This window comes from Petrotoga sibirica DSM 13575, assembly GCF_002924625.1.
GTDB lineage: Bacteria > Thermotogota > Thermotogae > Petrotogales > Petrotogaceae > Petrotoga > Petrotoga sibirica.
This window is the reverse complement of sequence record NZ_JAHC01000018.1, coordinates 25,414-49,044: the sequence shown is the minus strand read 5'-3', so window position 1 is coordinate 49,044 and position 23,631 is coordinate 25,414. Positions and strand designations below refer to the sequence as shown.

The following is a 23,631-nucleotide window of genomic DNA, read 5'->3' as shown; positions in this document are numbered from 1 at the left end:
TCTTTCATGAAAAACTTTGAAGAATTGTTGAACAGAGCAAAGTCCAAACCAACAAAGAACGTCGTTCTTGTCTGTGCTGAAGATATTGAAGCTTTGAAGGCTTTATCAAAGGCGAGTGAAGAAGGGTTCGCAAACCCTGTCCTGGTTGGAAATAAAGAAGAAATTAAAAAAAATTTGGAAATTGTTGGAAAGGAATTTGACATTATAGACGCAGAAACTCCACATGAAGCAGCAGAAAAAGGAGTTCGCCTCGTTTCAAGTGGAGCTGCTGATCTGCTTATGAAGGGTAAGATAAAAACCTCTGAGTTGTTAAAAGCTGTTTTAAACAACGAATGGGGATTAAAAACAGGAAATTTGCTTTCTCATGTTGCTGTAGTAGAAACACCTTATTTGGATAGATTACTTTTGATAAGCGATGGTGGAATGATAATCCACCCAGATTTAATGCAAAAGGTTCAAATTATATACAACGCCCTTGAAGTAGCCAAGAACCTTGAAATAAAAACTCCCAAGGTAGCTTTATTAGCGGCGATTGAAGTAGTTAATCCCGATATGCCCGAGACAGTAGATGCCGCTATATTGGCCCAAATGAACAAGAGAGGCCAAATAAAAGGTTGTGTTGTCGATGGTCCTCTTGCCCTTGATAACGCTATAAACGAACAAGCTGCCAAGATTAAAAATATAAACAGTGAGGTTGCAGGTAAAGCAGATATTTTAATTGTTCCAGATATCCATTCGGGGAACTTGTTAGGAAAATCTGCTGTATATTTTTCAGGAGGAAACGTGGCAGGGATTGTAGTGGGAGCAAAGGCTCCCATAGTATTAGTATCAAGAGCCGACAACGATCAATCGAAATTGGCAGCTCTGGCACTTGGAGTTTTAAACTCCTGAGACTCATATAACATAAAAAAACACTGAGAAAAAGTGGCATATGCTTCCTGCAAGTACTATCAAATGCCATAAAGCATGGTGGTATGGGATTTTTCTCCACAGGTAAAATATGGTCCCAACTGTGTAAAGAATGCCTCCTATGACCAACCAAAAGACTCCCCAGAAATCCAAGTTTGTAACTAAAGGTTCCATAGCAAATACAACTAACCATCCCATGGCTATGTATAAAATTGTTGAAAGAATCCTAAATCTTTTAACGAAAAATATTTTAAAAATAATGCCTATAGCTGCCAAAACCCATACCACAGAAAATATAATCCAACCTAGCCTTCCGCTCAACGTAATTAGTGCAAAAGGTGTGTAAGTACCTGCTATTAAAATATAAATTGCCGAATGATCGAAGATCTCAAAAAGATCTTTTATTTTTTTACGTTGAAAGCTGTGATATAGTGTTGAAGATAAATAAAGAATGATCAACGATGAACCATATATAACCGAACTAAATATACTCCAAGGTTGTCTATGAATCGCTGAAAAAACTACCAATAACACTAAAGCAGCTATACTCAACAGTGCCCCTATACCGTGTATAACGGCATTAGATATTTCTTCACCAGTGGTAAATTTTTCGATATTGTCCAAATCTTTCACCCTAATGCTCCTTTCGCATCTTTTATTTCAAGAAATTCTTCTCTCAAAATGTCCATAAATATTATATCGAATCTATTGTTTTTAAAAAACTTTGCTTGCCTTCGCCTACCTATTTCTTTAAATCCAGCTTTTTGGTAAGATCTTATTGCCCTTTTGTTATATTCAAAAACTTCCAACATGATATTATTTAAATTTAAAACGTTGAATCCATAATTCAAAAGCAACTTAATGGCTTGGGTACCATATCCTTTAGACAGATATTCTCTATTCCCAATAAAAATTCCAAGGACAGCCGATTGATTAATTCTATTAATGTCATGCAACCCACAATTACCTATCAGCTCTTCCGTTTCTAAATCCACTATGGCAAAAAAAACATCGTTGCCCTTAGCCATTTTTTCTAAAATGTCTCTTTCTTTAAGCAAAGAAATAATATTATCCTCTACCATCATGTTTTCTGATATTTCTGGGTCATTTAACCATTCCGTGTATTTTTCAAAATCGTCAGGATTAACTGGTGACAAAAAGCATTTTTCTCCTACTACTTTTTTAAAATATTTACCCATACTGTTTATCCCCTTCTTCTCCCTGCACTCCATTCACAAATCTTTTTATCTCAAAAGGAGCCCTTCCCAGTATTTCGTATTGCCCAGTTCGCTTATCAAACCATATTTCTCCCCAGAACATAACTTCTTCCCCAACTAAATCATAGATATCGTAACCATCAAAAAAAGCATCAAACTCCTGTTTTCTTATTCCATAGTAAAAATCTTCGCCTTCAGAGATAATTTTGTAATAATTTTCGCCTTCTTTTATAACATCCTTTACTTTGACCTTCACCCACCTCATTCTACCTAAATCCTTTTGAGTTAAGGCATCAGATTCCACCACTATGCTTTCATCATCGTAATTTTCAAAGATCCCTTTTCTATCTTCATACGCTTGGATATAAGCTTTAACAAATATTTCTTGCTTTTTTGAAGTGTCTTCGTAAAACAAAGGTCTTGCTAATCCATTTTTTAATATTTCTTCGTTTAATAATACTAAGTTACCTTCTTCATCCTCATAATAAACATAAGCCAAAACTCTTCCATAATTATCAAACTTATCATCATCAAACTCTAAATATACGTTTCTTTTTGCAATATTTATTAGTCTATCCCTAACAAATTGGTACGACTTATAGCCATACTCACCAATGGGCTTACTACCGGCTTTGGTCTCTGGAGCGTCTATCCCTATCAACCTGATACTTTCATCGTATTGGTAAGTGTTAATTGTGTCTCCATCCAATATAGAAGAAACTTTTGATTTTTCTAGGTTTTCTATATCTGGTATTGTTATTAATTCTTGTGAATTAGCATAAACTGAGCTTAATAGCAACAAAAGTAACAGAAAAAAAGAAGATATTTTTCTCATATGATTTTTCTCCCCCTGTAATTCAGAGCTTCAGAAACATGACTTATTTCCACATTCTTTGAATCAAAAGTGTCCGCTATTGTTCGAGAAATTCGTACTACCCTGTTTACAGACCTTGCGGTTAATTTCAAATTAATTGCAGCTTGTTTTAGAAAGTCTTCAGCTTTTTCAGAAAGAGCAGCAAATTTCTTCAATTCTTTATTACTAAGTTTTCCATTCAATTTGTTTTGCCTTTTTATCTGTATTTGGAAAGTCTTTGAAACTCTTTCTTTTATCTTTTCGGAGCTCTCTCCATCTTCTTTGGACATAAGTTCATCTATTCTTACCCTCGGTGTATCTATTCTTATATCTATTCTATCCAATATGGGCCCTGAGATTTTTCTGTTGTAATTTAAGATTTGGTTCAAACTACATGTACATTCTATCTCTTTGTCTCCGTAATATCCACATGGACATGGGTTTTGGGAGGCTATAAGCATGAATCTGGCAGGAAAATTAGCAACAGATTTTGCCCTTGTTACTGTCACTTCTCCATCTTCTAGAGGCTGCCTTAGGGACTCAATTACATCTGTACGGTATTCAGGGAATTCATCCATGAATAAAACTCCATTATGAGCCAAGCTTATTTCACCCGGTTTTGGAACGGCTCCTCCTCCTATTATTGAAGCACTTGAGGCCGTATGGTGAGGAGATCTAAAGGGTCTTTTGTCGATTATCGTGTTCATATATCCAGCAACTGAATAAATCATTGTAGATTCGATAATTTCTTCCTTAGTCATATCTGGTAATATTGTTGGAACCCTTTTTGCGATCATTGTCTTTCCTGAACCGGGAGATCCTCTCATTAAAACGTTGTGAAACCCACTGGCTGCTATCTCTATTCCCCTTTTGGCAAAGATCTGACCTTTGATTTCATGAAAATCTAAATTATAGGATTGTTGTACAATATCCTCATACTTAGGGGAGTATTCATCCAAGATACCCAGAGATATATTTTCGATATCCTTCAATCTATCTATAACAACAACCTCATTCTTTGCTACAAACTTGCTCTCCCCCTGATTTCCACGTGGAATTATGAATTTTGCTTGTTGATTTCTTTCTTTTATGTACATCAAGAAAAGAGATATCCCAGAAACTGGTCTAACTTCTCCATTCAAACCAAGTTCACCAAATATATAGTAATCTTCACTTAATTCTTTTATCTGGCCTGAAGCCTCCAACAAGGATACGGCAATTGGTAAATCAAAATGTGAACCATCTTTTCTCATAGAGGTGGGTGAAAGATTCGCAACTATAGATCCGTTGGGGATGGTAAACCCAGTATTTCTAATGGCACTAGTAACTCGCTTCTCACTTTCTAAAACTGATGTGGAGGGCATCCCTACTATTTTAAATGTTTGTTGGGTAGAACGAGAGTTTACGTCGATTTCTACTAAGATATTTTCTACTTTAAAACCGTCTATGCAACCAGTTTTTATCTTAGAATATTTCATCTTCCCCCCCTTTGGGTACGCTTCTTAATTTCAATTTCCATTATCTAATTTTTCCTTACCCAATTTTTGGGTGATAAAAATGATGACAGCAAAAGTTAAAAAAGGAATGGCGTAGGAGATATTAAAATTAATATCACCAATTACCCCCATAGAAGTTGCTATTATCATAGCCCCAATCCCAGTAGAACCAAAAGCCAACCCATTGTACATCCCTAAGATTCTCTTTGGGAGATTTTGATTGGTGTATTTTTGAATACTTGGAAAAATAGCAGCTAGACTAAAACCAATGAAAAGAAAGAAAATAAAGTGTCGAAATATTAGTAACAATGCAAGACTCATTATAAGAGAAATAGAGAAGTACAAAATGGTACCTAATTCCGTTAATTTTCTGTTTAAAAACTCGGTAATAACCCTACCGAATGTAAAAACTACCCAAAACAAACTTATAATTACAGATGAAAATTCTTTAGAATAGTTAAAAACATTATGGAAAAGGTTTCCGCTCCATGTTATTATGCCAATTTCACTTCCGGAATAGAATAAAAATATCAACAATGATAAATAAACAAATCTTTTTCTTATTATACCTGTGGCTTCCTTAAATTTAATCGCCTCATACTTTATGTTTTGAATCGGTTTATAAATTAAAACAAAAACCCAAAGTAAAGAAATTAAAATTAAGTGAATAAAATACACAAATCTAAAATCTAAGTTCATAACTAAAAATAAGCTGACCAAAAGGGGGGCTATTATACCTCCAATTCCAAAACTTGCATTTAAAAATCCAAAATTTTGGATTTCTCTGTCTAGGTGAGAAAAAGCAGAGGTTAAAGTCATAAAAGTAGCTCCTGTGGCTACCCCCAATAAGAAAACTGATAATACAACCATAGGAAAATTAAATGCAGTTGCAAATAAAAACAAACCCAAAATTTGAACAATAAAACCACCTGTCAAAAAATTTTTATAACCTATCTGGGCGATAAAAAAACTACCTATAAAATTAGATAGCATAGTACCAAAGGTACTTATAAACGGTAACGAAGAAGAAATAGTTATGGAAACAGAAAATCTTTCTTGAATGGAAGTCATGAGAGGAGCAAGAGTGTTCATAACCATAGAAAATACAATCATTGAGAGGTATATAAAATTTCTAGTATTTTTTTGGGTCAACAACGTCACCTCTATTTTAAACTTTTGGTGTACAAGTGTGCCTTTCTAGTTATCTCAGGAATTTTATACTTCGTAGCAAAATGATAAGTAAAATCCAAAGCGTTATCGAAATCTACCAAGTTACCCGGAGATACAAATACGGGTTTCACATTATCTCTTGTTCTCAACACTATTCCTATTTTCTCATCTTTATGGTACAAAAATGTGAATTCACCTTTTTTCTTTCCAGGTTCTTCGTATTTGCCAATTAACTTAGATTTAGCGATTCCTATAGTAGGTTTTTCAATAAAAAAAGATGCATGAGTAGCTATGCCCATCCTTCTAGGATGGGCATAGCCTTGGCCATCAAAAAAAACTATATCAGGTTCAATTTCAAGTTCTTCCCAAGCCTTCAAAAAGATAGGAAGCTCTCTAAAAGCAAGAAGTCCAGGAATATATGGTAAGGTAACCTTATCCACGGCATATGTTACATCGATCACCGATAATTTTTTAAAATCCATAGTTACTATAACAGCTAATCCTTCGTCTTCTTGAAAGGAAAGATCAACACCGCTTACTAAGTTTGGTACATCAGAGAAATGACTTAATTTAACCTCTTTAGCTAACTGTTTCTGAATTTTGATCATTTCTTTGGGAGACATATCGAAGCTATGAACGAATTTATATTTCATCAACCTCACCTAATATGGTACAATAAACTTCTATACCTTCGTCTTTTCCACCTATTCCCAGACCATTGCCACTCTTGCCTTTTAAGTTTATTCGGCTCACTTCTAAATTTAAGATACTGGAGGTATTATTTTTTATTTGATCAGATATACAACTGATCTTCACACTATTAGATATGATTACCGCATCTATATTATTTATCTTAACAATATATCTTTTATTAATCAAATCTATAGTCTTTTCTAATAGGATTGAGCTACTGATATTTTCAAATTCTTTACTTTCAGGAAAGTATTCCCCTATCGACCCCAAACCGCACATCCCTAACAAACTATCAATTATTGCATGAAAAAACACGTCTCCATCCGAATGACCCAACAATCCATAACCTTTTGGATGATATATTACAACTCCACCCAATATCAATCTTCTATTTTCAATAAATGGGTGAACATCGTAACCAAAGCCAATTTTTAACATGTTTCAACTTTTCCTTTTTGGCATTATTATAAACATGTAACTGTTGTCTTCTACAGGTTTTAAAATGGTAGGTTTTTCCTCATCCGATATATCAAACTCAAATTCTACAGTCTCTATTCTTTCTAACACTTCCCTGAAATATCTAGGTGAATAAGCGATCTCAAGATTTCTTCCCTCTTGCTCAACATCAATTGATTCTTTTGCCTCACCAACATCCGGTGAACTCGCATAAAATATTATTTTCCCATCTTCAATATTTAATAAAGTATATTCCTCACTTCCCGCTGTGATAGACATCCTTTTCATAATAGCCAAAAATTCTGAGGTTTTAGCTCTGATCTTTGTTATAAAACTCTGGGGAATTATACCCAAATAATTAGGGAACTCGGCATCTATAACGTTAAAAATAAGCCGGTTATTATCTTCTTCAAAATCAAAGAGAACTTGAGAGCCACTTTGAACTACTTTTATCTTCTCTGTCTTTGCAGATGAAAGTATCGTTTTTAATTCATCCATACTTTTTAAGGATAAAAGAAATGGTGAAAGAACATTATCATCTTCCAGTTTACTTTCAGATAGGGCTAATCTATATGAATCCGTGGCGACTAAATTCAAAAACCCACCTTGCCTAAAGTCCCAGTAAACGGCATTTAAATTACGTGAAAGGGAAGAAGAATCTTTTAGTGCGCAAAAAATAACCTTATCGATCATGTTAGTGATGATTTTTCTATCCAATGTAATAGAATTTCCTTTAACGTCGAAAGCCAAGGAGGGAAATTCCTCAGGATCCATGGTAGGTAATCGAAATACAGAATTTCCACCTGAAATCTTCAAAACCCCATCCAAAGTGATCGTAATTGTATCAGAAGTGAGATTTGATAATATTTCCAAAAAAATCGTCTGTTCTACCACAGTGGAAAAATTTTCATCGCTATCTTTAATCTTCATCCATTTGTGAAAACCAGTCTGCAAATCTGTGGCATAAATATGTAACTCATCTTCTTCTACAGCCAACTTTATTCCTTTCAAAATAGGGTTAGCCGTTTTTCTTGAAACAGCATTACTGGTTAATTGGACAGCATTTTTTAAAACCCTCGTATCTATTTCAAAAGACATCAAATTTTCCTCCCTTTGGAAGAATTAGGGTTTCACTATTTTAATTTTACACTAAAAAAAGATTTAAAGCAAGAATAAATTAATTAAAAATTATTCTCTTTCCTCTCTTTCTTTTAGTTTCTTAGCCAAAAAAGTGGCAACGTGATTCCCTTTGGTACCTCTTCCAAAGCCTGCGTCCATGTAATTATTTGTCGCTAAATCATTGGTTATCTGAGTTCCTCCAACGATGAGCAATAATTTATCTCTAACTCCCTTTTCTACAGCAATTTCATGTAATTTTTTCATATTTTCCACATGGACTTCATTATGAGTAATAATCATTGAAGCTAAAACCGCATGGGCTCCAACTTCTATGGCACTATCTATGATTTTTTCTGGTGGTACAGAAGTGCCAAGATAAACGTAGTTTATTCCATATTTTTCTATACCTCCATGTTTTATATCTAGTATTTCCCTGATACCTATGTTGTGTTCATCGTTACCTATAGTTCCGGCCACTACTTTGACCTTGTGCTTACCAAAAAATTCAAAAAGCTCTTCATCACTCATCACATCGTTCTTTTGGGGAAGTTCTAATTCATCTTTTTTAACAAAAAAGGGTACCTTTGCCTTCAATTCGAGATAAGTCCCTTCTGATGGATGTAACACGGCAGAATGAATAACATGAATATCTTCTAATCCCATTTTTTTACATATTTCAACCGCCGCAGCTTTTGCGTACTCTTCAGATTCAGGGATTGTCATATCAAGTTGTATCCAACCATCGTAACCCCATTCAACTTCTGGCTTTATAAGATTGTTTTTTTTGTATTCTTTTATTTCTTGCAATCTTTTTTCGACGTTATCACTCTCATCTAACTCGTCAATAAATTGAATCTTCTCTCTGTTATGTAAGGTACAACCACCGATTAAATCGCAAGGTCTTTCTAATTCTTCAGGCAAAGCATTGTATCCAAAATGTTCACAAACGGGTGCCATATAATCTTTATCCCTTGGTACAACGGAGCCTGCAGCTATTTCTCCGTTCTTTTTTCTGGCTATTCCGTCTCCTGCTCTTTCAGGATAGTATCCGTTATCTACGAACATACCATTTTCTAAGGCTTCAAAATATCCACCCATTTCTATTATCTCTTCAAGCATTAATATTGCTCGCATCTTCAATTCTCTTACTTCTTTTCTTATTTTTTCTTCATCGATTTTGAGGTATTGTTTAATGTTATCCGCTGATATCAATGTATGTTTAGCTGTTTCAACACCCCTTATAGAGTTAACGTGCCAAGGCACATTTCTTCCTTCATCGGGAGTAATAGTAGATTGAATGTCCGCGGAGGTTAATCGAGAAATGAGGGTATTTAAAACATGAATCCTTGTGGCATCGAATAAATCAGATTCAATGTACCTTGTGTTCATTTGAGCTCTGAACTTGTAGCCTTTAAATAGTTCTCTCAATGTTACTGCATAGACCAAGTTGATTCTGAACTCAGGAGAAGGGGAAACTACAGGAGGAACGGTTGATAGAGCGATATTTTCTTTTTTCATGCCTACTTTTAAGGAAAATAGAGAGTTTATACCATGTTGGACCAAAAGTTCCGGCATCACGTTTCTAGCTTTTTTAGCAGAAGCGTTCGCGTTATGGGCACCATCTATTTGTAGTATATTCGCCCAAGCCATCACTTTCTTAGCAATGGCAGCATCCACAAAAGATCTAATTGGATTGATACCTCTGTACAAAATATTGTACTGTGGATCTTGGTGAGCTCCATTAACCCCCTCTTCGGCGAACAACACGGCTATTTCAGGGCCTGCTACACCTGAAACATAACTATGAAAGTTTATAGGCCTACCTACTTCGTCTTCAATTAAATCAAGTGCTTTTCTAGTTGCCCTCAACTGTTTTCTCGTTATTGGTATCCCACCAATACCTTCAGGGGTTCCTTCTATAAGACCGTCTATATGGCTTTGCCCAAGTGTTCTTATGACCATTATATGATCTGCTCCGTGCCAAGCAGCCATGCGCATTCTTCTAACATCTTCCTCAAACCTTCCTGAAGCGATTTCTGATGTTATCACCGTGTCTGGTTGTGGATCTAAGTTATCAAAGTAATGAGCCGCAGGAAGAGGAATTGAGTTTTTCAAATCCTCACTTATCTCATAATAATTAAAATCACTTTTTTTGGTTCCTTCGGGTAATTTCTTCCTCCAAGCCCATCCTTTTCTTCTTGGTGTGTAATGTTCCAAATCGTTTAAAATATCTTCTATGTTGATCTTTTCATTTGGTCGAAGTTTCATTTGAATCACCACCTCTAAAGATATTCTCAACATCATCCCAAAAACGACCGTTTAATAATGCCTCGCCTGCTTCCATTATTCCAATATTTTTTTGTTTTGCAATTTTGTATACTACATTCCCCGCTCCCTTTGATAATAAATTTTCTTGTACAATCTTATCAACCAACGCCTTTGCCTGAAGGGAATTAAACCCCATTCTCAACAAGACAGACCTTTCTATAGAAGGAGAGGTATGCGTTTCTGCCATATTTACTAATGGATCTACTACCTTTTCAACTAATTCCCAAAAATAATTGTCTAATTCCTCATCGGTCATATTTTGAAGTTTCTTTGACCTTTCTTGAAAATCATCGACTCTTTCTTTCATAAAGACTCCTCCCTTAACTTTTTAATCAAGTTTTTTACCGAATCCTCATCTTCTCTTATTTCCTCTGATATAAATTCTATTTCTTTTTGAGTAAAATCCGATTTTCCTAGCCTTTTTATAAGTTGATTTATATACGATTCTTTCAGTTGAGACATTGGAATTTCAATGTAACCTATTTGTGAAGGATCTTCAGGTATCACAATCCTTTCCCCTGGTTTATCATCTTTTATTGGATCGCCCGATATTACTTGAATCCCATTTTCTTTGGCAAATGTGAGTTGAGCACTTGGCAACTTCCCCGCTCCCGTGTATTCTGTTTCGTTTACAACTATTATTTCATCTTCTTTCATTTCCCTTGCCAAAGCAAAAGCCGCAACCAGCGAGGTATTACCAGCAGGCCCCCTTTGTAGCCCTTCGAGTTTTGCGAGTAATTCAGTCATATAGAAGACTTCACCTTGAGTTACAAGAACGTATCTGTCCATATATCTCAAGACCCTTGCCGCATTCCTTGGAACATCGGATCTGTCAGGAAAGACCGCAAACGGGATTCCAAATCCAGTGTGTCCTGTAGTGAAAGACTTTCTATTGAAATCTTTATCGGAAGCCATATGTAAACCTCTTAAATCAACACTTGCACCAATAACCTTGGTTGAATATGCACCAGCTTTTTTTAATCCTCTTGCAGTTCCGGTGGTTAAACCTCCTCCGGCATGTGTGCTTACAACAACATTGGGAAATTTCCCTGTCAATTCTTTGGTTTGATTCGCTATCTCCAAACCTAACGTTTCTATTCCAGCAATGCCGAAAGGCGAGTAAAGCGATGCATTAAAAAATCCTGTTTCTTCAAGAAGAAGAAGGGTATAATAAAACAATTCTGGTCCTACACTTACTTGGATAACTTCACTTCCATACCCAGCACACGCCCTTTCTTTTTCCAAGATTTCAGGCTGACCAACGCCTCGAGAATCGAAACATTCTTGAATTATAATAGATTTTAAACCTCTTTTAGCTGCTTGAGAAGCTACAGCAGCACCATAATTACCACTTGTCGCCGCAATAACGCCTTCATACCCTAATTTTTTTGCCATATATACACTTATAGAAGCCCTTCTATCTTTGAAAGAACCAGATGGGTTAGTCTGTTCATCCTTAACAAAGATCCTAGCTCCTTTTCCTTTATCAGAAAATTTTTTAATCAATTTGTTAATATTTTTTAGTTCAACAAGGGGAGTGTCCCCAACACCTGTTTCTTTTTGAATCCTTTTAATTTCTTCAATTGAAAATCCCAACTCATTCATCATCTTTTCGTAATCGAATGCAATTCCTTCTATTTCATACTTAGTGTAATCAAGTCCTACAGATTTTTTGATGATTTCTATCTGCCTTTCCATCACCGCTTTGTAAGATTTATCCATTTTTTCCCTCCTTTCAAGATATTTGATACCCACCGAACGGAGTAAAGGAACTGGCTCCAGCATTCTAAAATTTCGAATTTAGGCTAGTTAACTCTGAGGCTTTTCGCCTCTGTCTCTAGACAGAAACAGTTTATCCTTGTTAATTTTTAATAATTCGGGAATAGGTTCTCCAAAGTTATGCTCATATTTGGGATTAACTTTTTCCAATTTTCCTTTAACTAATCTCCCAATAGGGGTTTTAATGGTTACGATATCGCCTATTTCAGCCTTTTCATCTTCTAAAAATCCTTTTATTCGAACTTCAAAAGGTACTTTTTTGGTATCTTCCGGCAAATGTGAAACTCTTTCTTCATGATTTAAAGCAATGTAATGAATTTGAACCCAGTCACCTTTTTTTATCTCCATAAATTCGACCTCCTTCAACGAACCTCTGAAAGTAAAGCCCTTGGTATTGGCAAATCTACCATAGTTAACAAACCAGGTCGAGCTTCAACTACGGATGGAATCATATTTGTAGCTATGGCAATGGTACCTTTGCCCCCTGGTATTTCAGGATTTATAGCCATTGAGATATCAGGATCCCCATGAATTACTACATAATCTCCTGTCTGAACCTTTTCTAATTCAGGAAGTATTTGCTGAGGATGTTCAAGTTCTATCAAAAGCTCATTTTTATAATAAGCCTTTGCGGTATGATTACACCCTGCTACCATTCCTGGTTGAACCTTAACATACTTTGTTTCCCTCAAGACATTTGAAATTATAGGTTCTCTTTTTTGCTCGATGCGATCAATTTCCCATCCTAAAGCCTTGGCTATCATATGTATTGACTGTTCAAATCCTATATGACCAACTATCTTTCCGCTTTTTATTCCTTGTTCAAATTCTTCAGGTGTTGTTCCAACACCTTGTGTTTCCATTACCGTTGGTCCAAAAGGCGAAAGATCATTAATTCTGGCAGCCTTAATTCTCTGCACATTCAAACATATTCCTGTCAACGTTATAATTAGTGTATCCAGGACAAACCCTGGATTTACTCCAGTCCCTAAAACGGATACATTATGATTCTTGGCAACCTTGTCAATTTCATTTGCAGCTTGTGGATCCTTTGAAAAAGGAAAAGCCATTTCTTCAGCAATGGTAATTACGTTTTTGTTTTCTTTCAATATAGAAATGATTTGATCCTTCACCACCGATATAAAAGAGTTGGTAGCGATTACAACAAGATCTGGGTCCGTTTGTTTTACCATTGTTATAGCATCAGAGTAAACCTTTATTCCAATTTTTCCTAACCCCAACAACTCTCCAACATCTTTCTGGATATATTCCTTCCTGAGATCGTGGACACCAACCAATTTTAGATTTTTCTTACTTAATATATTTTTTGCTATACCACTACCCATTGCTCCAAAACCCCAAATGCCTACTTTGTACAATTTATAAACCTCCTTAGAATGAATTTTCAGATATGTATGAAATTTTTTTCATCATTAATTATATCTTACAACATTAAGGTTTCTTTATCAAACTAGATAATTTCCAATTAAAACGAAAAAAAGGCGTTTAAACGCTTTTAAAAGCGATTAAACGCCTTATACTCCTTTTTACTCTTCATTTATCTTTATCTACTATCTACCGCCCACGCTTAAATCCCTTATCAACATAGTAGAACCAGCCACCGGACCCAGATACTTGAAATCAGAACCTATATACTCTAAATTATTCAACAACTCTTCCAACGTTCCAGCTAAGGTCATCCCTCTAAAACTTCTTACAAACTCTCCGTTTTCAATTAATCTTCCACTTATTTGAACAGAGAATCTTCCGGAAACAGGATCGGTGGTATGCATACCCATTATGTTGGTAACATATAGAGCCTTTGGAACATTCAAAATATCTTTTCTTGTCTTGTTTGCGATAAAATGAAGGTTTATCGTTCCAATGGAAGGATTGGGAGATTCTACCGATGCGAAGCTGTTACCGGTTGGTTTTGAACCCAACTTTTTTGCAGAATATATGTTATGTAAGAATCCTTTTAGGACCCCATTTTCTATAACGTTGAACCTTGAGGTATTAGTTCCTTCGTTGTCAAATGAGGCTATGATTGGTGCGGAACCATTCATAGGATCATGTAACAAGGTAACAGATGAATTGGCTACTTTTTCACCTAATTTATCTTTCAAAAAAGATTTGCCTTTGTAAACATTTTCCCCAGATAGAGGCGTTATCAATGTCCCTAAGAACATACTAGAAGCAAAAGGACTCATGACAATATCATATCTACCTGAACTTAAAACCTCTGATTTTAAACCTGACACCGCCATTTCTACAGAATCTTTTACAATGCGATCTATGTCTATAAGCCTGTAGCTTTGAGATAATTGATAGTCAAAACCAAATGACGAATCTTCTCCTTCAATTGCGGCTAAACTAATAGAACCCGCAGCATTAGTAAACAAAGCGTTTTTGTATAGACCATTTGTATTTCCAAAATGTATTCTGGTTAAAGCAACTTCGTACTCAGCACCACGAACAAATTTTATCCTTTCATCTTCACTTTTTGCTTTTTTTTCTAGTTCTTTAGCTAAATTCATAACCTCATGTAAATCCATATCCTTTGTGTCTGTATCGAAAGCCCAATCTATGTAAGTGAACTCTTCATCATTTGAGATATCGTTAGCATCATCTTTTTCTGTATATTTAATCATTTCAATTGCTTTTTCAACCGCTTGCATTATTCCTTCTTCTGTAAAAATATTAGACGACGCAGTGGCTGTTCTTCCATCAGGAGAAATAACTTTTATACCTACTGCCCCTTTTTCTCCCTCGGTTAACTGTTCTAACTTTCCATTACTAAAAGAAGCGTTCTTACTTTCAGTGGAAAACACATTTATCTGTCCTTTAAAACCTTTATTTTTTATTTCTTTCATGGATTTTTCTATAACAGATTTTACATTAGTCATTAATTGTTACCCCCTTTTACTATTCCTCCAACTATTAACTTCGGTATTCTTATAGTAGGCTGAGCATCAGAAACCGGGGCCCCTTGACCATCTTTACCACAGGTTCCAACACCATATCCCAAATCGTTACCAACCATATCTATACTTTCTAAAACTTTTAATCCATTGCCAACTAAGCTGGCTCCACGAATTGATTGTTTTATTTCACCATTTTCTATAATATAACCTTCATCAACACCGAATTGGAAATCACCACTTATAACATCAACCTGTCCCCCACCCATCTTTCTTACAAATATACCGTATTTTACAGATTTAATTATATCTTGCGGATCATCTTCTCCTGGTAAGATCATCGTGTTTCGCATCCTAACGATGGGTAGAACCATATAAGATTCCCTTCTACCGTTACCTGTGGTTTCAACACCAAATTTTTTGGCAGTTACTTTTGAGTGCATGTATCCTTTTAATACCCCGTTTTCGATTAAAACGGTTCTCTGGGTAGGAGTTCCTTCATCATCGTAATTAAGTGTCCCTCTTTTGTTTTTATCTGTTCCATCGTCTACAACGGTAATCTTTTGAGAAGCAATTTTCTTTCCAACTTTTTCTCTGTACACAGAACCAGAAAGTACCAAGTCTGCTTCCATACCATGTCCACATGCTTCGTGTATCATGGTTCCTCCAGCTTCTGAGGATAAAACAACGGTGAATTCTCCCGCAGGGGCATCCACTCCTTCTATTTGTGAAACTACTTGCCTGACGGCATCTTTTGTTACTTTTTCGATCATCTCATCTGTAAAAAATTCAAATCCCATGTTTGCTCCATCGGAAGAATAACCTCTAAACAAATTCCCTTTTTCGTCTTGTGCAAATATTATAGCAGCATAACGTGGATAATTTCTGATATCCTCAACTATTTTTCCTTCTGAATTCACTATTTTTACCTTTCGACTACTATCCGCATAGGAAACGGTGATCTGTTTGATGCGTTTATCAGCATTTTTAAGCAATTCTACTCCATGGAGAACCTTTTCAACTTTTTGTTCTACCGCTACATTGTCAAAAGGTATTTCAAAAGGTGCAAAATCCCTTTTTTCAACTTCTTTCAATTCTTCAACCTTTACAATATTATTAGAACCAAACCTTTCGCTTGCGCTTTTTCTCAAAGTCTCGGCAAGATTCATAAGATTCTCATGCGTGGGATCGTTAGTATGAGCAAAAATCGTTTCTTCTGCCGATACAACTCTTATACTTGCACCTTTTCTACTTGAAAAATTGATTTTTTCAATTTTACCGTTATCGTAAACAATTGAGGTACCGTAAAAATCTTCATAGAAGATTTCTGAATACTCTCCCCCTGATGAAAGAGAATGGTTTAAAATCTCTAAGTATTGAGCATTACTTAAATTCACTTCTATCCCTCCTATAAAAAGTTAGCAATCCTTCCTTTCTTATTATATCATATTTATTCCTTTTGGATTTGTATTTGTGTGGGTAATTGAACCCGCTTTAAAAAAAAGAAAGGCGCCAAAGTTTGAACGCCTTTTATAAGAAAAAATTATTCATATAGTTTTTATATCGAAAGTTTTTGCAACCGTCTCCAAAACGTTGGGTGATAGGAAAGCCGGTAGTGTTGGACCTAATCTTATTCCTTTTACTCCCATATACAACAATGCCAACAAGACAGCTACGGCTTTTTGTTCATACCAAGCTATGTTGTATTCGATAGGTAGTTCGTTTATATCCTTTAAACCGAATGCTTCTTTCAATTTTAAGGCTGTTAAAACTAATGAGTACGAATCGTTACATTGGCCTGCATCTATAACCCTTGGTATTCCATCAATATCTCCTAAATCGAGCATATTATACCTGTACTTTGCGCATCCTGCAGTTAAAATAACTGTGCTTTGTGGAAGATCTTTGGCAAAATTAGTGTAATATTCACGGTCTTTGTTCCTTCCATCACAACCACCCATGACGTAAAATTTGGTTATTTTACCAGATTTCACTGCCTCGACAATTTTATCAGCAACTTTGGTGGTCTGTTCATGAGCAAAACCAATGGTTATATTTTTCCCTTCTCTTTTTTTGATGGGGCCAATTTCGAGTGCCTTTTTTATTACAGGAGAAAAATCTTTTTGTCCATTCTTTTTTCTATTTGGTATATGTTGAATATCAGGCCATCCCACAAGTCCGGTTGTAAAAATTCTGTCTTTGTAAGAATTCCTTGGTTTTTGGATACAATTCGTTGTCATCACTATAACTCCACCAAATTCTTCAAACTCTTGCTGTTGTTTCCACCAAGAACCTCCAAAGTTACCAGCTAAATGGTCATATTTTTTTAATCCTGGATAAGCGTTTGCTGGTAACATTTCTCCATGTGTATATACTTTTATTCCTTTATCTTTAGTTTGTTCTAAAATTTCATACAGATCTAGAAGATCGTGTCCACTAACTAAAATAGCAGGTGTTTCGTATGTCCCTGTGTAAACTTGGGTAATTTCAGGATTTCCAAAGGTAGAAGTATTTGCTTCATCTAGTAAAGCCATAGCGTTTACCCCATATTCGCCTACTTTCAGCACTAAATTTATTAATTCATCAACGGTAATATCTTCACGTAAGGTTTCAGCCAAAGCCTTTTCGATAAATGCAAGTATGTCTTCGTTGAAGTGTTTTAAAACATAGGCATGATCGGTGTAAGCTGCCACTCCCTTTAAACCAATTACAAGAAAGTTCTTTAGCGATCTTATATCTTCGTTTGGTTCTGATAAAACTCCTACTTCAATAGCTTTATTCAAGTATTCGTATTTATTGTTATCTTTTGGATTCCATTCTGCAGCATCTGGTACTGTTTCCTGAAATTTTTCGTTGTATTTTCTTACATAAGCTTCTTTGAATTTATTTTCTATAATTCTTCTTTTATCAAGTGCTTCATCAATGTATTCAACTATCCTTTCTTCATCAAAATTAACATTCGTTATCGTTACGAATAAGCCTTCTGCCACAAAAAAGTCAACACTTTCATCTTCTACGTTCAATTCTCTTGCTTTATTAGACCAATAGGAAATCCCTTTTAGTACGTAAATCAATAGATCTTGTAAATTTGACGTTTCTGGACTTTTTCCACATACACCTTGAGCCACACAACCCTCATTTCTTAGAGTCTCCTGACATTGATAACAAAACATCTCCATTCGTTCATTCCTCCAATCTTTGATTTTATTTGTTTTAACACTTAAATTTTTCTTTATTTAAAGGATTTTGAATTCCTTTTCATTTTAAGTATAATCAAATTAAAGTGATTTGTTAGTAACAAATGTTACGTACTTTGCTTTTTTTGAATTTAGAGGTGATTAAATCGTGGATAACTATATCGATATGATAAGCAACTTAAAGATATTTAAAAATTTTTCAAAAGCCGAATTGATGAAAATTTTCGGTAATATTCAATATTCAATTAAACAATTTCCTAAAGGATCATTTATTAGTTCTTCAGGAGAAAAAGTGGATAAATTGATGATTTTAATCAAAGGAGAAGTTATCGCAGAAATGATTGATTTTAATGGAAAAATTTTAGAAGTAGAAAGGATAAAATCTCCAGATGTTTTAGCCTCGGCTTTATTATTTTCAAAAGATAATATTCTACCTGTGAATGTTTTAGCAGTTAAAGATGCTGATATGCTCTATATTGAAAAAGAATATCTGGTAAGAGCTTTCCAAGTTAACAACGCTTTTTTAATCTCTTTTCTTGAAGATATAGGAGAAAAGTTCCAGTTCGTAACTACAAAATTACGAATGAATTCTTTTCATACAATCAGAGAAAAGATTACAATGTATCTTTTAAACCTTTACAACCAACAAAATAAATCCAACGAGTTAACTATACCTCTAACTTTAGAAGAGTTAGCTAATTTATTTGGTGTAACAAGGCCTTCTTTATCGAGGGTTTTTTCACAGATGCAAAAAGAAGGTTTATTCGTTAAAATAGGTAATAAAATATTCTTAAAGAAATTGAAGAATTGATTATGCTATAATTGTTATGACAAAAATCAAAGTAGGGAGGGAATTTTAAGAATGGAGATCTTTTTAGACACCGCAAATATAGAAGAAATTAGAAAAGGTGTTGCTTGGGGAATAGTTGATGGAGTCACAACAAATCCTACGTTGGTTTCAAAAGAAAATGCAGTATTTGAAGAAAGAATCAAAGAAATTTGTGAAACGGTAAAAGGGCCAGTAAGTGCAGAAGTGGTATCTACAGATTATGAAGGAATGGTAAAAGAAGCCAGAGAAATAGCAGATTTAAGTGAATTTGTGGTGGTTAAAATACCTTTGATTCCAGACGGAATTAGGGCAATTAAAACTTTATCTAAGGAGGGTATTAAGACCAACGCAACCTTAGTTTTTAGCCCTTTACAAGCACTTCTTGCAGCCAAAGCTGGAGCTACATACGTGAGCCCTTTCATCGGTAGAATGGATGACATAGGAAACACCGGAATGGATATTGTAGAAGAAATTGAAGTTATCTTCAGTAATTATGGATATGAAACAAAAATTATCGTGGCTAGCGTAAGACACCCTCAGCATGTTTTAGAAGCAGGGTTAATTGGAGCAGACGTTGTTACAATGCCCTTTGAAGTACTTGAGAAAATGTTTAAGCATCCCATGACAGATATAGGTCTTGAAAGATTTTTGAATGATTGGAAGAAATATCAAGATTATCTAAAAAACAAAACTAATTAATTTAAAAATAATAGACGTACGAGGCAGTATAATACCCAAGAAAAGAACCAGTTACAACGTCCGAGAGCCAATGTACATCTTCATAGATGCGAGAAAAAGATATAGTTGTTGGTATAATATATATCCACCAGCTATACTCTTTCGCATATGGAGTATATACCGACCAGGCTATTGTTGAATGTCCGGAAGGGAAAGAAGTATAAGTAGCCCCCTGTGTAAGGGGAGCAAAAGGATTGAATGAAAGTGAACCTTCTTCTGCATAAGGCCTTTCTCTGCCAACGACAATTTTTGTTAGCAAGGCTATTCCACCGCTAATAGCGGAAGATATAATAGCATCTTCAGATACCTTTTTTAGTTTGTAATCATTTGTAAGATAACCAACTGTGTATCCCACCACAGGTGTTGCAACAAGAAAGTAATAATCATATTTAGTTAAAAAATTAGAAATTATATCTAAATAAGAATTAGTACTATATTGAACAAAGTTTCTGCTTAAATCATCTAAATTGAGAGTAAACTTAGTTGTGGAGGTGCTCTGTGTAGTTACTGTATCTTCAGCGATAATTATACTTGAAAAAACAAGAATCAATACTAAGAAAAGTATAAAACGTTTTCTCATATGAATTCAACCTGCCTTTTGATCAGAAGATGAAAAATATCATAACTACGATATAACCCATTATAGCACAAAAAACTGGAACAGCAATTTTTTTTATAACGCTAAACATATCAACTTCAAAATATCTGGATGTAAGTAAAAGACAGAGATGTACAGGTGATAGAAGAACCCCTAATACCGAGAAAAAATATGTAGTTATCGCAACTGGTACCAAAGAAATAAATCCCGCTTCAACGAATGACAAAGCTATAGGCATTGTAACCGCAAAACCGGCCTGAGTTATCCCAGTTATCAATCCTATAATAATTGGTGAGATCATGATTATCCACCAAGGACTTACCCCCCACATAGTTAGATTTTCTACAAAATCGTTAGATAAATTTGACACAGTTACTAAATTTTTGTACCAGAAAACAAAAAGTAGCAACAGTACTGTTTCCCATCTAATATTTAGTAAATCCTTGTAATTTTTGTGATAAAAAGTATATATTAAAGATACCGTTAAAACAACTATCCAACCTGGTAAAGAAGCAATTACTCCAACGATTATGATTATTATGGGGAGTATAGATTCAAAAAGTTCTTTCCATAATTCTTTATCTCTTTTAAGACTAATTTTACCTATTCTGAAATATAACCAACCCCCAATAATCGCAAATAATCCAATGGGAAGCTGTATTAGCAATAACTTTGTTAAACCGATCCCGGTAAGAGCGCTCTCTAAAATTAATGCAGGATACAGTATCCAAAAGAACTCCATACTGTGCCTGAACCAATAGTTCATTGCAGTAGCTTCCACCATATTAATGTTGCTCTCATTCGCAATATCTTTAACCATCGGTGCGGTGAACATTGCCCCACCAGGCATGGGTAGTAATCCCAACAGCATAGGCATCAATCCTACTGCCTGTCTTGAATTGAATAATGCCTCTATATTTTTGGCAAACTTTTGTGAATTCCCACTTGCCTTCATAGTATCTGATAGTAGATATATTCCAAAGATAACAATAATTACTTCGTAAAAATCACTTTGGGAGAGAGTCTGGAGAAAACTACTACCAATATAATTTAAATTCAATGAGACTAGTGCGGTTACTATTGTTGCAATAAGAATAGCCCAATGAACTTTTTTTATTAATTTTATAGATATCACCATACTAATTAAACCTGATATTATGGAAACTACCGCCAAATCTTTCACCTCGTTATTTGTTAGTTAAACATACTATTTAATTATACTATAAAAAAACGTGCCATATTCCATGGCACGTACGTTATTATTATCGATAATTTAGTACATATCTGGTGTTTGAGGCATTTCTGGACCTTTGTCTTCTTTTGGCTCTTCTGCTACTAAAACTTCTGTTGTTAGAAGCATGGAAGCAATCGATGCAGCATTTTGAAGTGCACTTCTTGTAACTTTGGTTGGATCGATTATTCCAGCCTCGAACATGTCTATGTATTTTTCTTTTAGAACATCAAATCCATATTTTGGATCGTCTTTTTCAACTATTTTTTCAATAATTATAGCAGGTTCTAAACCAGCATTTCTTATTATCTGTTTTACAGGAGCATCTAAAGATTTTGCTACTAATTGTGCACCTATTTTTTCATCTCCTGACAAGGTGTTTGCAAATTCCTCAACGGTTTTCTTTGCTCTGAGTAATGTTACTCCTCCACCAGCTACAATTCCTTCTTCTACAGCTGCTCTTGTTGCAGATAAAGCATCTTCAATTCTATGTTTCTTTTCCTTCAACTCAGTCTCTGTGGCTGCACCAGCTTTAATTACTGCAACCCCACCAGATAATTTTGCCAATCTCTCTTGTAATGTCTCTTTCTCGTAATCGGAAGTTGTATTTTCAATTTGAGCTTTTATTTGTGCGATTCTCTCTTTTATTGCTGTAGGTTCACCTTTTCCTCCAACAATGATTGTATCTTCTTTTGCGACTCTTACTAAATCGGCTTGTCCAAGATCGTTAATGGAAATATCTTCTAAGGTAAGACCAACCTCTTCAGATATTACCGTACCTCCAGTTAAAATTGCAATGTCTCTCAACATTTCTTTTCTTCTGTCTCCAAAACCAGGAGCTTTAACTGCTACAGATTCCAAGGTTCCTCTTAATTTATTAAGAACTAATGTTGAAAGAGCTTCTCCCTCTACATCTTCTGAAATTATTACTAAAGGTTTTCCAGATTGAGCAACTTTTTCTAAAATTGGAACTATTGATTTTACAGCAGAAATTTTTTTATCTGTAATTAAGATATAAGGTTCCTTCATTTCTGCTTCCATTTTTTCTGTGTTTGTAACAAAATATGGAGATATGTATCCTCTATCGAATTGCATTCCCTCGGTAAATTCTACATATGTTTCGAGAGTTTTAGAGTCTTCAACGGTTATAACTCCATCCTCTCCAACTTTGTCCATTGCTTCTGCTATAATATTTCCAATCTCTTCGTTATTAGCAGATATAGAAGCTACATGAGCAATGTCATCTTTGCTCGATAACTTTCTGCTGGCTTTTCTTATTTCTTCTACAGCTTTGTCTGTAGCCTTAGCGATACCGTTTCTCATCAATATTGGATTAGCACCAGCTGCAACATTTTTCAATCCTTCTTGAATCATAGACTGTGCTAAAACTGTAGCGGTAGTTGTTCCATCTCCGGCTACATCATTTGTTTTGGAAGCTACCTCTTTGACTAACTCTGCTCCAAGTGCTTCAAATTTATCTTTTAATTCAATTTCTTTAGCTATAGAAACACCATCATTTGTGATAGTTGGAGATCCCCAACTCTTTTCTAAAACAACATTTCTTCCCTTAGGTCCTAAAGTTATTTTAACAGCATCAGCAACTGTATTGACGCCTCTTTCTAAAGCTCTCCTTGCATCTTCGTTAAATTTCAACATTTTTGCCATATTATCTCAACACCTCCTATTTTTAGTCTTCTACTTTTGCTAATACATCTTCCACATCGATAATGATGTAATCCTCATCATCTATTTTGATTTCAGTGCCTGCGTACTTAGAAAAGATCACCTTGTCTCCTGCTTTTAAATCATAATCTTCTTCGAGTTTACCTACTTCTTTAACTTCTGCCTTTTGAGGTTTTTCTTTTGCTGAATCTGGCAGTACTATACCACCTTCAGTCTTTCTTTCTTCGGTAATGGGTTTAATGAGTAGCCTGTTTCCTAATGGTTTCACTGTCATGTGATGATACCCCCTTTTTTATTTTAATATTTTATTTTTATTCTTTTAGCAGTCAAATATTAAGAGTGCTAAGTTTCATATGTATCATAACACATATAAATAAAAGTATCAAGATTCAAAAAATCCAATTATGGACGATT

23 protein-coding genes are annotated in these 23,631 nt (G+C 35.0%); 3 read left to right on the top strand and 20 right to left on the bottom strand.

Annotated features, from left to right (window positions below; translation table 11 throughout):
- Window positions 1-6: 6 nt before the first annotated feature.
- On the top strand, window positions 7-891 hold the full coding sequence (locus AA80_RS05395; RefSeq protein ID WP_103876786.1) for a bifunctional enoyl-CoA hydratase/phosphate acetyltransferase: 885 nt from the start codon (window positions 7-9) through the stop codon (window positions 889-891).
- Between the two features lie 3 nt (window positions 892-894).
- Here AA80_RS05395 and trhA read toward each other — a convergent pair whose 3' ends face one another.
- The 16 genes from trhA to hcp all read right to left on the bottom strand — a co-directional run bounded on the left by trhA (window position 895) and on the right by hcp (window position 18,120).
- Entirely contained in the window at window positions 895-1,542 is a 648-nt protein-coding gene (gene trhA, locus AA80_RS05390; protein WP_103876785.1) for a PAQR family membrane homeostasis protein TrhA, read from the bottom strand.
- The gene (locus AA80_RS05385; RefSeq protein WP_103876784.1) at window positions 1,539-2,108 is read right to left on the bottom strand and encodes a GNAT family N-acetyltransferase; all 570 of its coding nucleotides are present in this window, start codon (window positions 2,106-2,108) and stop codon (window positions 1,539-1,541) included. Before AA80_RS05385 ends, trhA begins: the two co-directional genes overlap by 4 nt.
- Complete coding sequence (locus tag AA80_RS05380; RefSeq protein ID WP_103876783.1) at window positions 2,101-2,961, bottom strand: thermonuclease family protein; 861 nt, start codon at window positions 2,959-2,961, stop codon at window positions 2,101-2,103. The genes AA80_RS05385 and AA80_RS05380 overlap by 8 nt, the downstream gene beginning before the upstream one ends.
- Window positions 2,958-4,457: a YifB family Mg chelatase-like AAA ATPase gene (locus tag AA80_RS05375; protein WP_103876782.1), complete on the bottom strand. Its 1,500-nt coding sequence runs from the start codon at window positions 4,455-4,457 to the stop codon at window positions 2,958-2,960. The genes AA80_RS05380 and AA80_RS05375 overlap by 4 nt, the downstream gene beginning before the upstream one ends.
- Before the next feature lie 30 nt (window positions 4,458-4,487).
- Window positions 4,488-5,627 carry an MFS transporter gene (locus AA80_RS05370; protein ID WP_103876781.1) on the bottom strand — a complete coding sequence of 380 codons (1,140 nt, stop codon included), beginning with the start codon at window positions 5,625-5,627 and terminating at the stop codon, window positions 4,488-4,490.
- An 11-nt stretch (window positions 5,628-5,638) separates the two neighbouring features.
- Window positions 5,639-6,298 (bottom strand): endonuclease V, encoded by a 660-nt coding sequence (gene nfi / locus AA80_RS05365; protein ID WP_103876780.1) that lies wholly within the window; start codon window positions 6,296-6,298, stop codon window positions 5,639-5,641.
- Window positions 6,288-6,776, bottom strand: coding sequence for a 2-C-methyl-D-erythritol 2,4-cyclodiphosphate synthase (gene ispF, locus AA80_RS05360; RefSeq protein ID WP_103876779.1), 489 nt, complete (start codon window positions 6,774-6,776; stop codon window positions 6,288-6,290). Before ispF ends, nfi begins: the two co-directional genes overlap by 11 nt.
- Before the next feature lie 3 nt (window positions 6,777-6,779).
- Entirely contained in the window at window positions 6,780-7,892 is a 1,113-nt protein-coding gene (gene dnaN, locus AA80_RS05355; RefSeq protein WP_103876778.1) for a DNA polymerase III subunit beta, read from the bottom strand.
- A 90-nt stretch (window positions 7,893-7,982) separates the two neighbouring features.
- On the bottom strand, window positions 7,983-10,181 hold the full coding sequence (oraE, locus tag AA80_RS05350; RefSeq protein ID WP_103876777.1) for a D-ornithine 4,5-aminomutase subunit OraE: 2,199 nt from the start codon (window positions 10,179-10,181) through the stop codon (window positions 7,983-7,985).
- Window positions 10,162-10,548, bottom strand: a complete 387-nt coding sequence (locus AA80_RS05345) for an ornithine aminomutase subunit alpha (RefSeq protein WP_103876776.1) — start codon at window positions 10,546-10,548, stop codon at window positions 10,162-10,164. The genes oraE and AA80_RS05345 overlap by 20 nt, the downstream gene beginning before the upstream one ends.
- On the bottom strand, window positions 10,545-11,963 hold the full coding sequence (gene ortB, locus AA80_RS05340) for a 2-amino-4-oxopentanoate thiolase subunit OrtB (protein ID WP_103876775.1): 1,419 nt from the start codon (window positions 11,961-11,963) through the stop codon (window positions 10,545-10,547). Before ortB ends, AA80_RS05345 begins: the two co-directional genes overlap by 4 nt.
- 87 nt (window positions 11,964-12,050) lie before the next feature.
- Window positions 12,051-12,368 (bottom strand): 2-amino-4-oxopentanoate thiolase subunit OrtA, encoded by a 318-nt coding sequence (ortA, locus tag AA80_RS05335; protein WP_103876774.1) that lies wholly within the window; start codon window positions 12,366-12,368, stop codon window positions 12,051-12,053.
- Window positions 12,369-12,382: 14 nt separating this feature from the next.
- A complete protein-coding gene (ord, locus tag AA80_RS05330; RefSeq protein ID WP_103876773.1) occupies window positions 12,383-13,399 on the bottom strand; it encodes a 2,4-diaminopentanoate dehydrogenase in 1,017 nt (338 codons plus the stop codon).
- A 192-nt stretch (window positions 13,400-13,591) separates the two neighbouring features.
- A complete protein-coding gene (locus AA80_RS05325) occupies window positions 13,592-14,926 on the bottom strand; it encodes a TldD/PmbA family protein (RefSeq protein ID WP_103876772.1) in 1,335 nt (444 codons plus the stop codon).
- Window positions 14,926-16,338, bottom strand: coding sequence for a TldD/PmbA family protein (locus AA80_RS05320; protein WP_103066923.1), 1,413 nt, complete (start codon window positions 16,336-16,338; stop codon window positions 14,926-14,928). The genes AA80_RS05325 and AA80_RS05320 overlap by 1 nt, the downstream gene beginning before the upstream one ends.
- A 150-nt stretch (window positions 16,339-16,488) precedes the next feature.
- On the bottom strand, window positions 16,489-18,120 hold the full coding sequence (hcp, locus tag AA80_RS05315; protein WP_208317041.1) for a hydroxylamine reductase: 1,632 nt from the start codon (window positions 18,118-18,120) through the stop codon (window positions 16,489-16,491).
- Window positions 18,121-18,286: 166 nt separating this feature from the next.
- Here hcp and AA80_RS05310 point away from each other — a divergent pair, with 166 nt between their 5' ends.
- Window positions 18,287-18,949: a Crp/Fnr family transcriptional regulator gene (locus tag AA80_RS05310; RefSeq protein ID WP_103066922.1), complete on the top strand. Its 663-nt coding sequence runs from the start codon at window positions 18,287-18,289 to the stop codon at window positions 18,947-18,949.
- A 51-nt stretch (window positions 18,950-19,000) separates the two neighbouring features.
- Window positions 19,001-19,666 (top strand): fructose-6-phosphate aldolase, encoded by a 666-nt coding sequence (fsa, locus tag AA80_RS05305; RefSeq protein WP_103066921.1) that lies wholly within the window; start codon window positions 19,001-19,003, stop codon window positions 19,664-19,666.
- A 1-nt stretch (window position 19,667) separates the two neighbouring features.
- Here the strand turns inward: fsa and AA80_RS05300 are convergent, their stop codons facing one another.
- From AA80_RS05300 to groES, 4 genes are all read right to left on the bottom strand, one after another.
- Window positions 19,668-20,285 carry a phosphatase PAP2 family protein gene (locus tag AA80_RS05300; protein WP_103066920.1) on the bottom strand — a complete coding sequence of 206 codons (618 nt, stop codon included), beginning with the start codon at window positions 20,283-20,285 and terminating at the stop codon, window positions 19,668-19,670.
- Window positions 20,286-20,307: 22 nt separating this feature from the next.
- Complete coding sequence (locus AA80_RS05295; protein WP_243830537.1) at window positions 20,308-21,486, bottom strand: DUF401 family protein; 1,179 nt, start codon at window positions 21,484-21,486, stop codon at window positions 20,308-20,310.
- A 90-nt stretch (window positions 21,487-21,576) separates the two neighbouring features.
- Window positions 21,577-23,199 (bottom strand): chaperonin GroEL, encoded by a 1,623-nt coding sequence (groL, locus tag AA80_RS05290; RefSeq protein WP_103066918.1) that lies wholly within the window; start codon window positions 23,197-23,199, stop codon window positions 21,577-21,579.
- A 22-nt stretch (window positions 23,200-23,221) separates the two neighbouring features.
- Window positions 23,222-23,491 (bottom strand): co-chaperone GroES, encoded by a 270-nt coding sequence (groES, locus tag AA80_RS05285; RefSeq protein ID WP_103066917.1) that lies wholly within the window; start codon window positions 23,489-23,491, stop codon window positions 23,222-23,224.
- Between the last annotated feature and the right edge of the window lie 140 nt (window positions 23,492-23,631).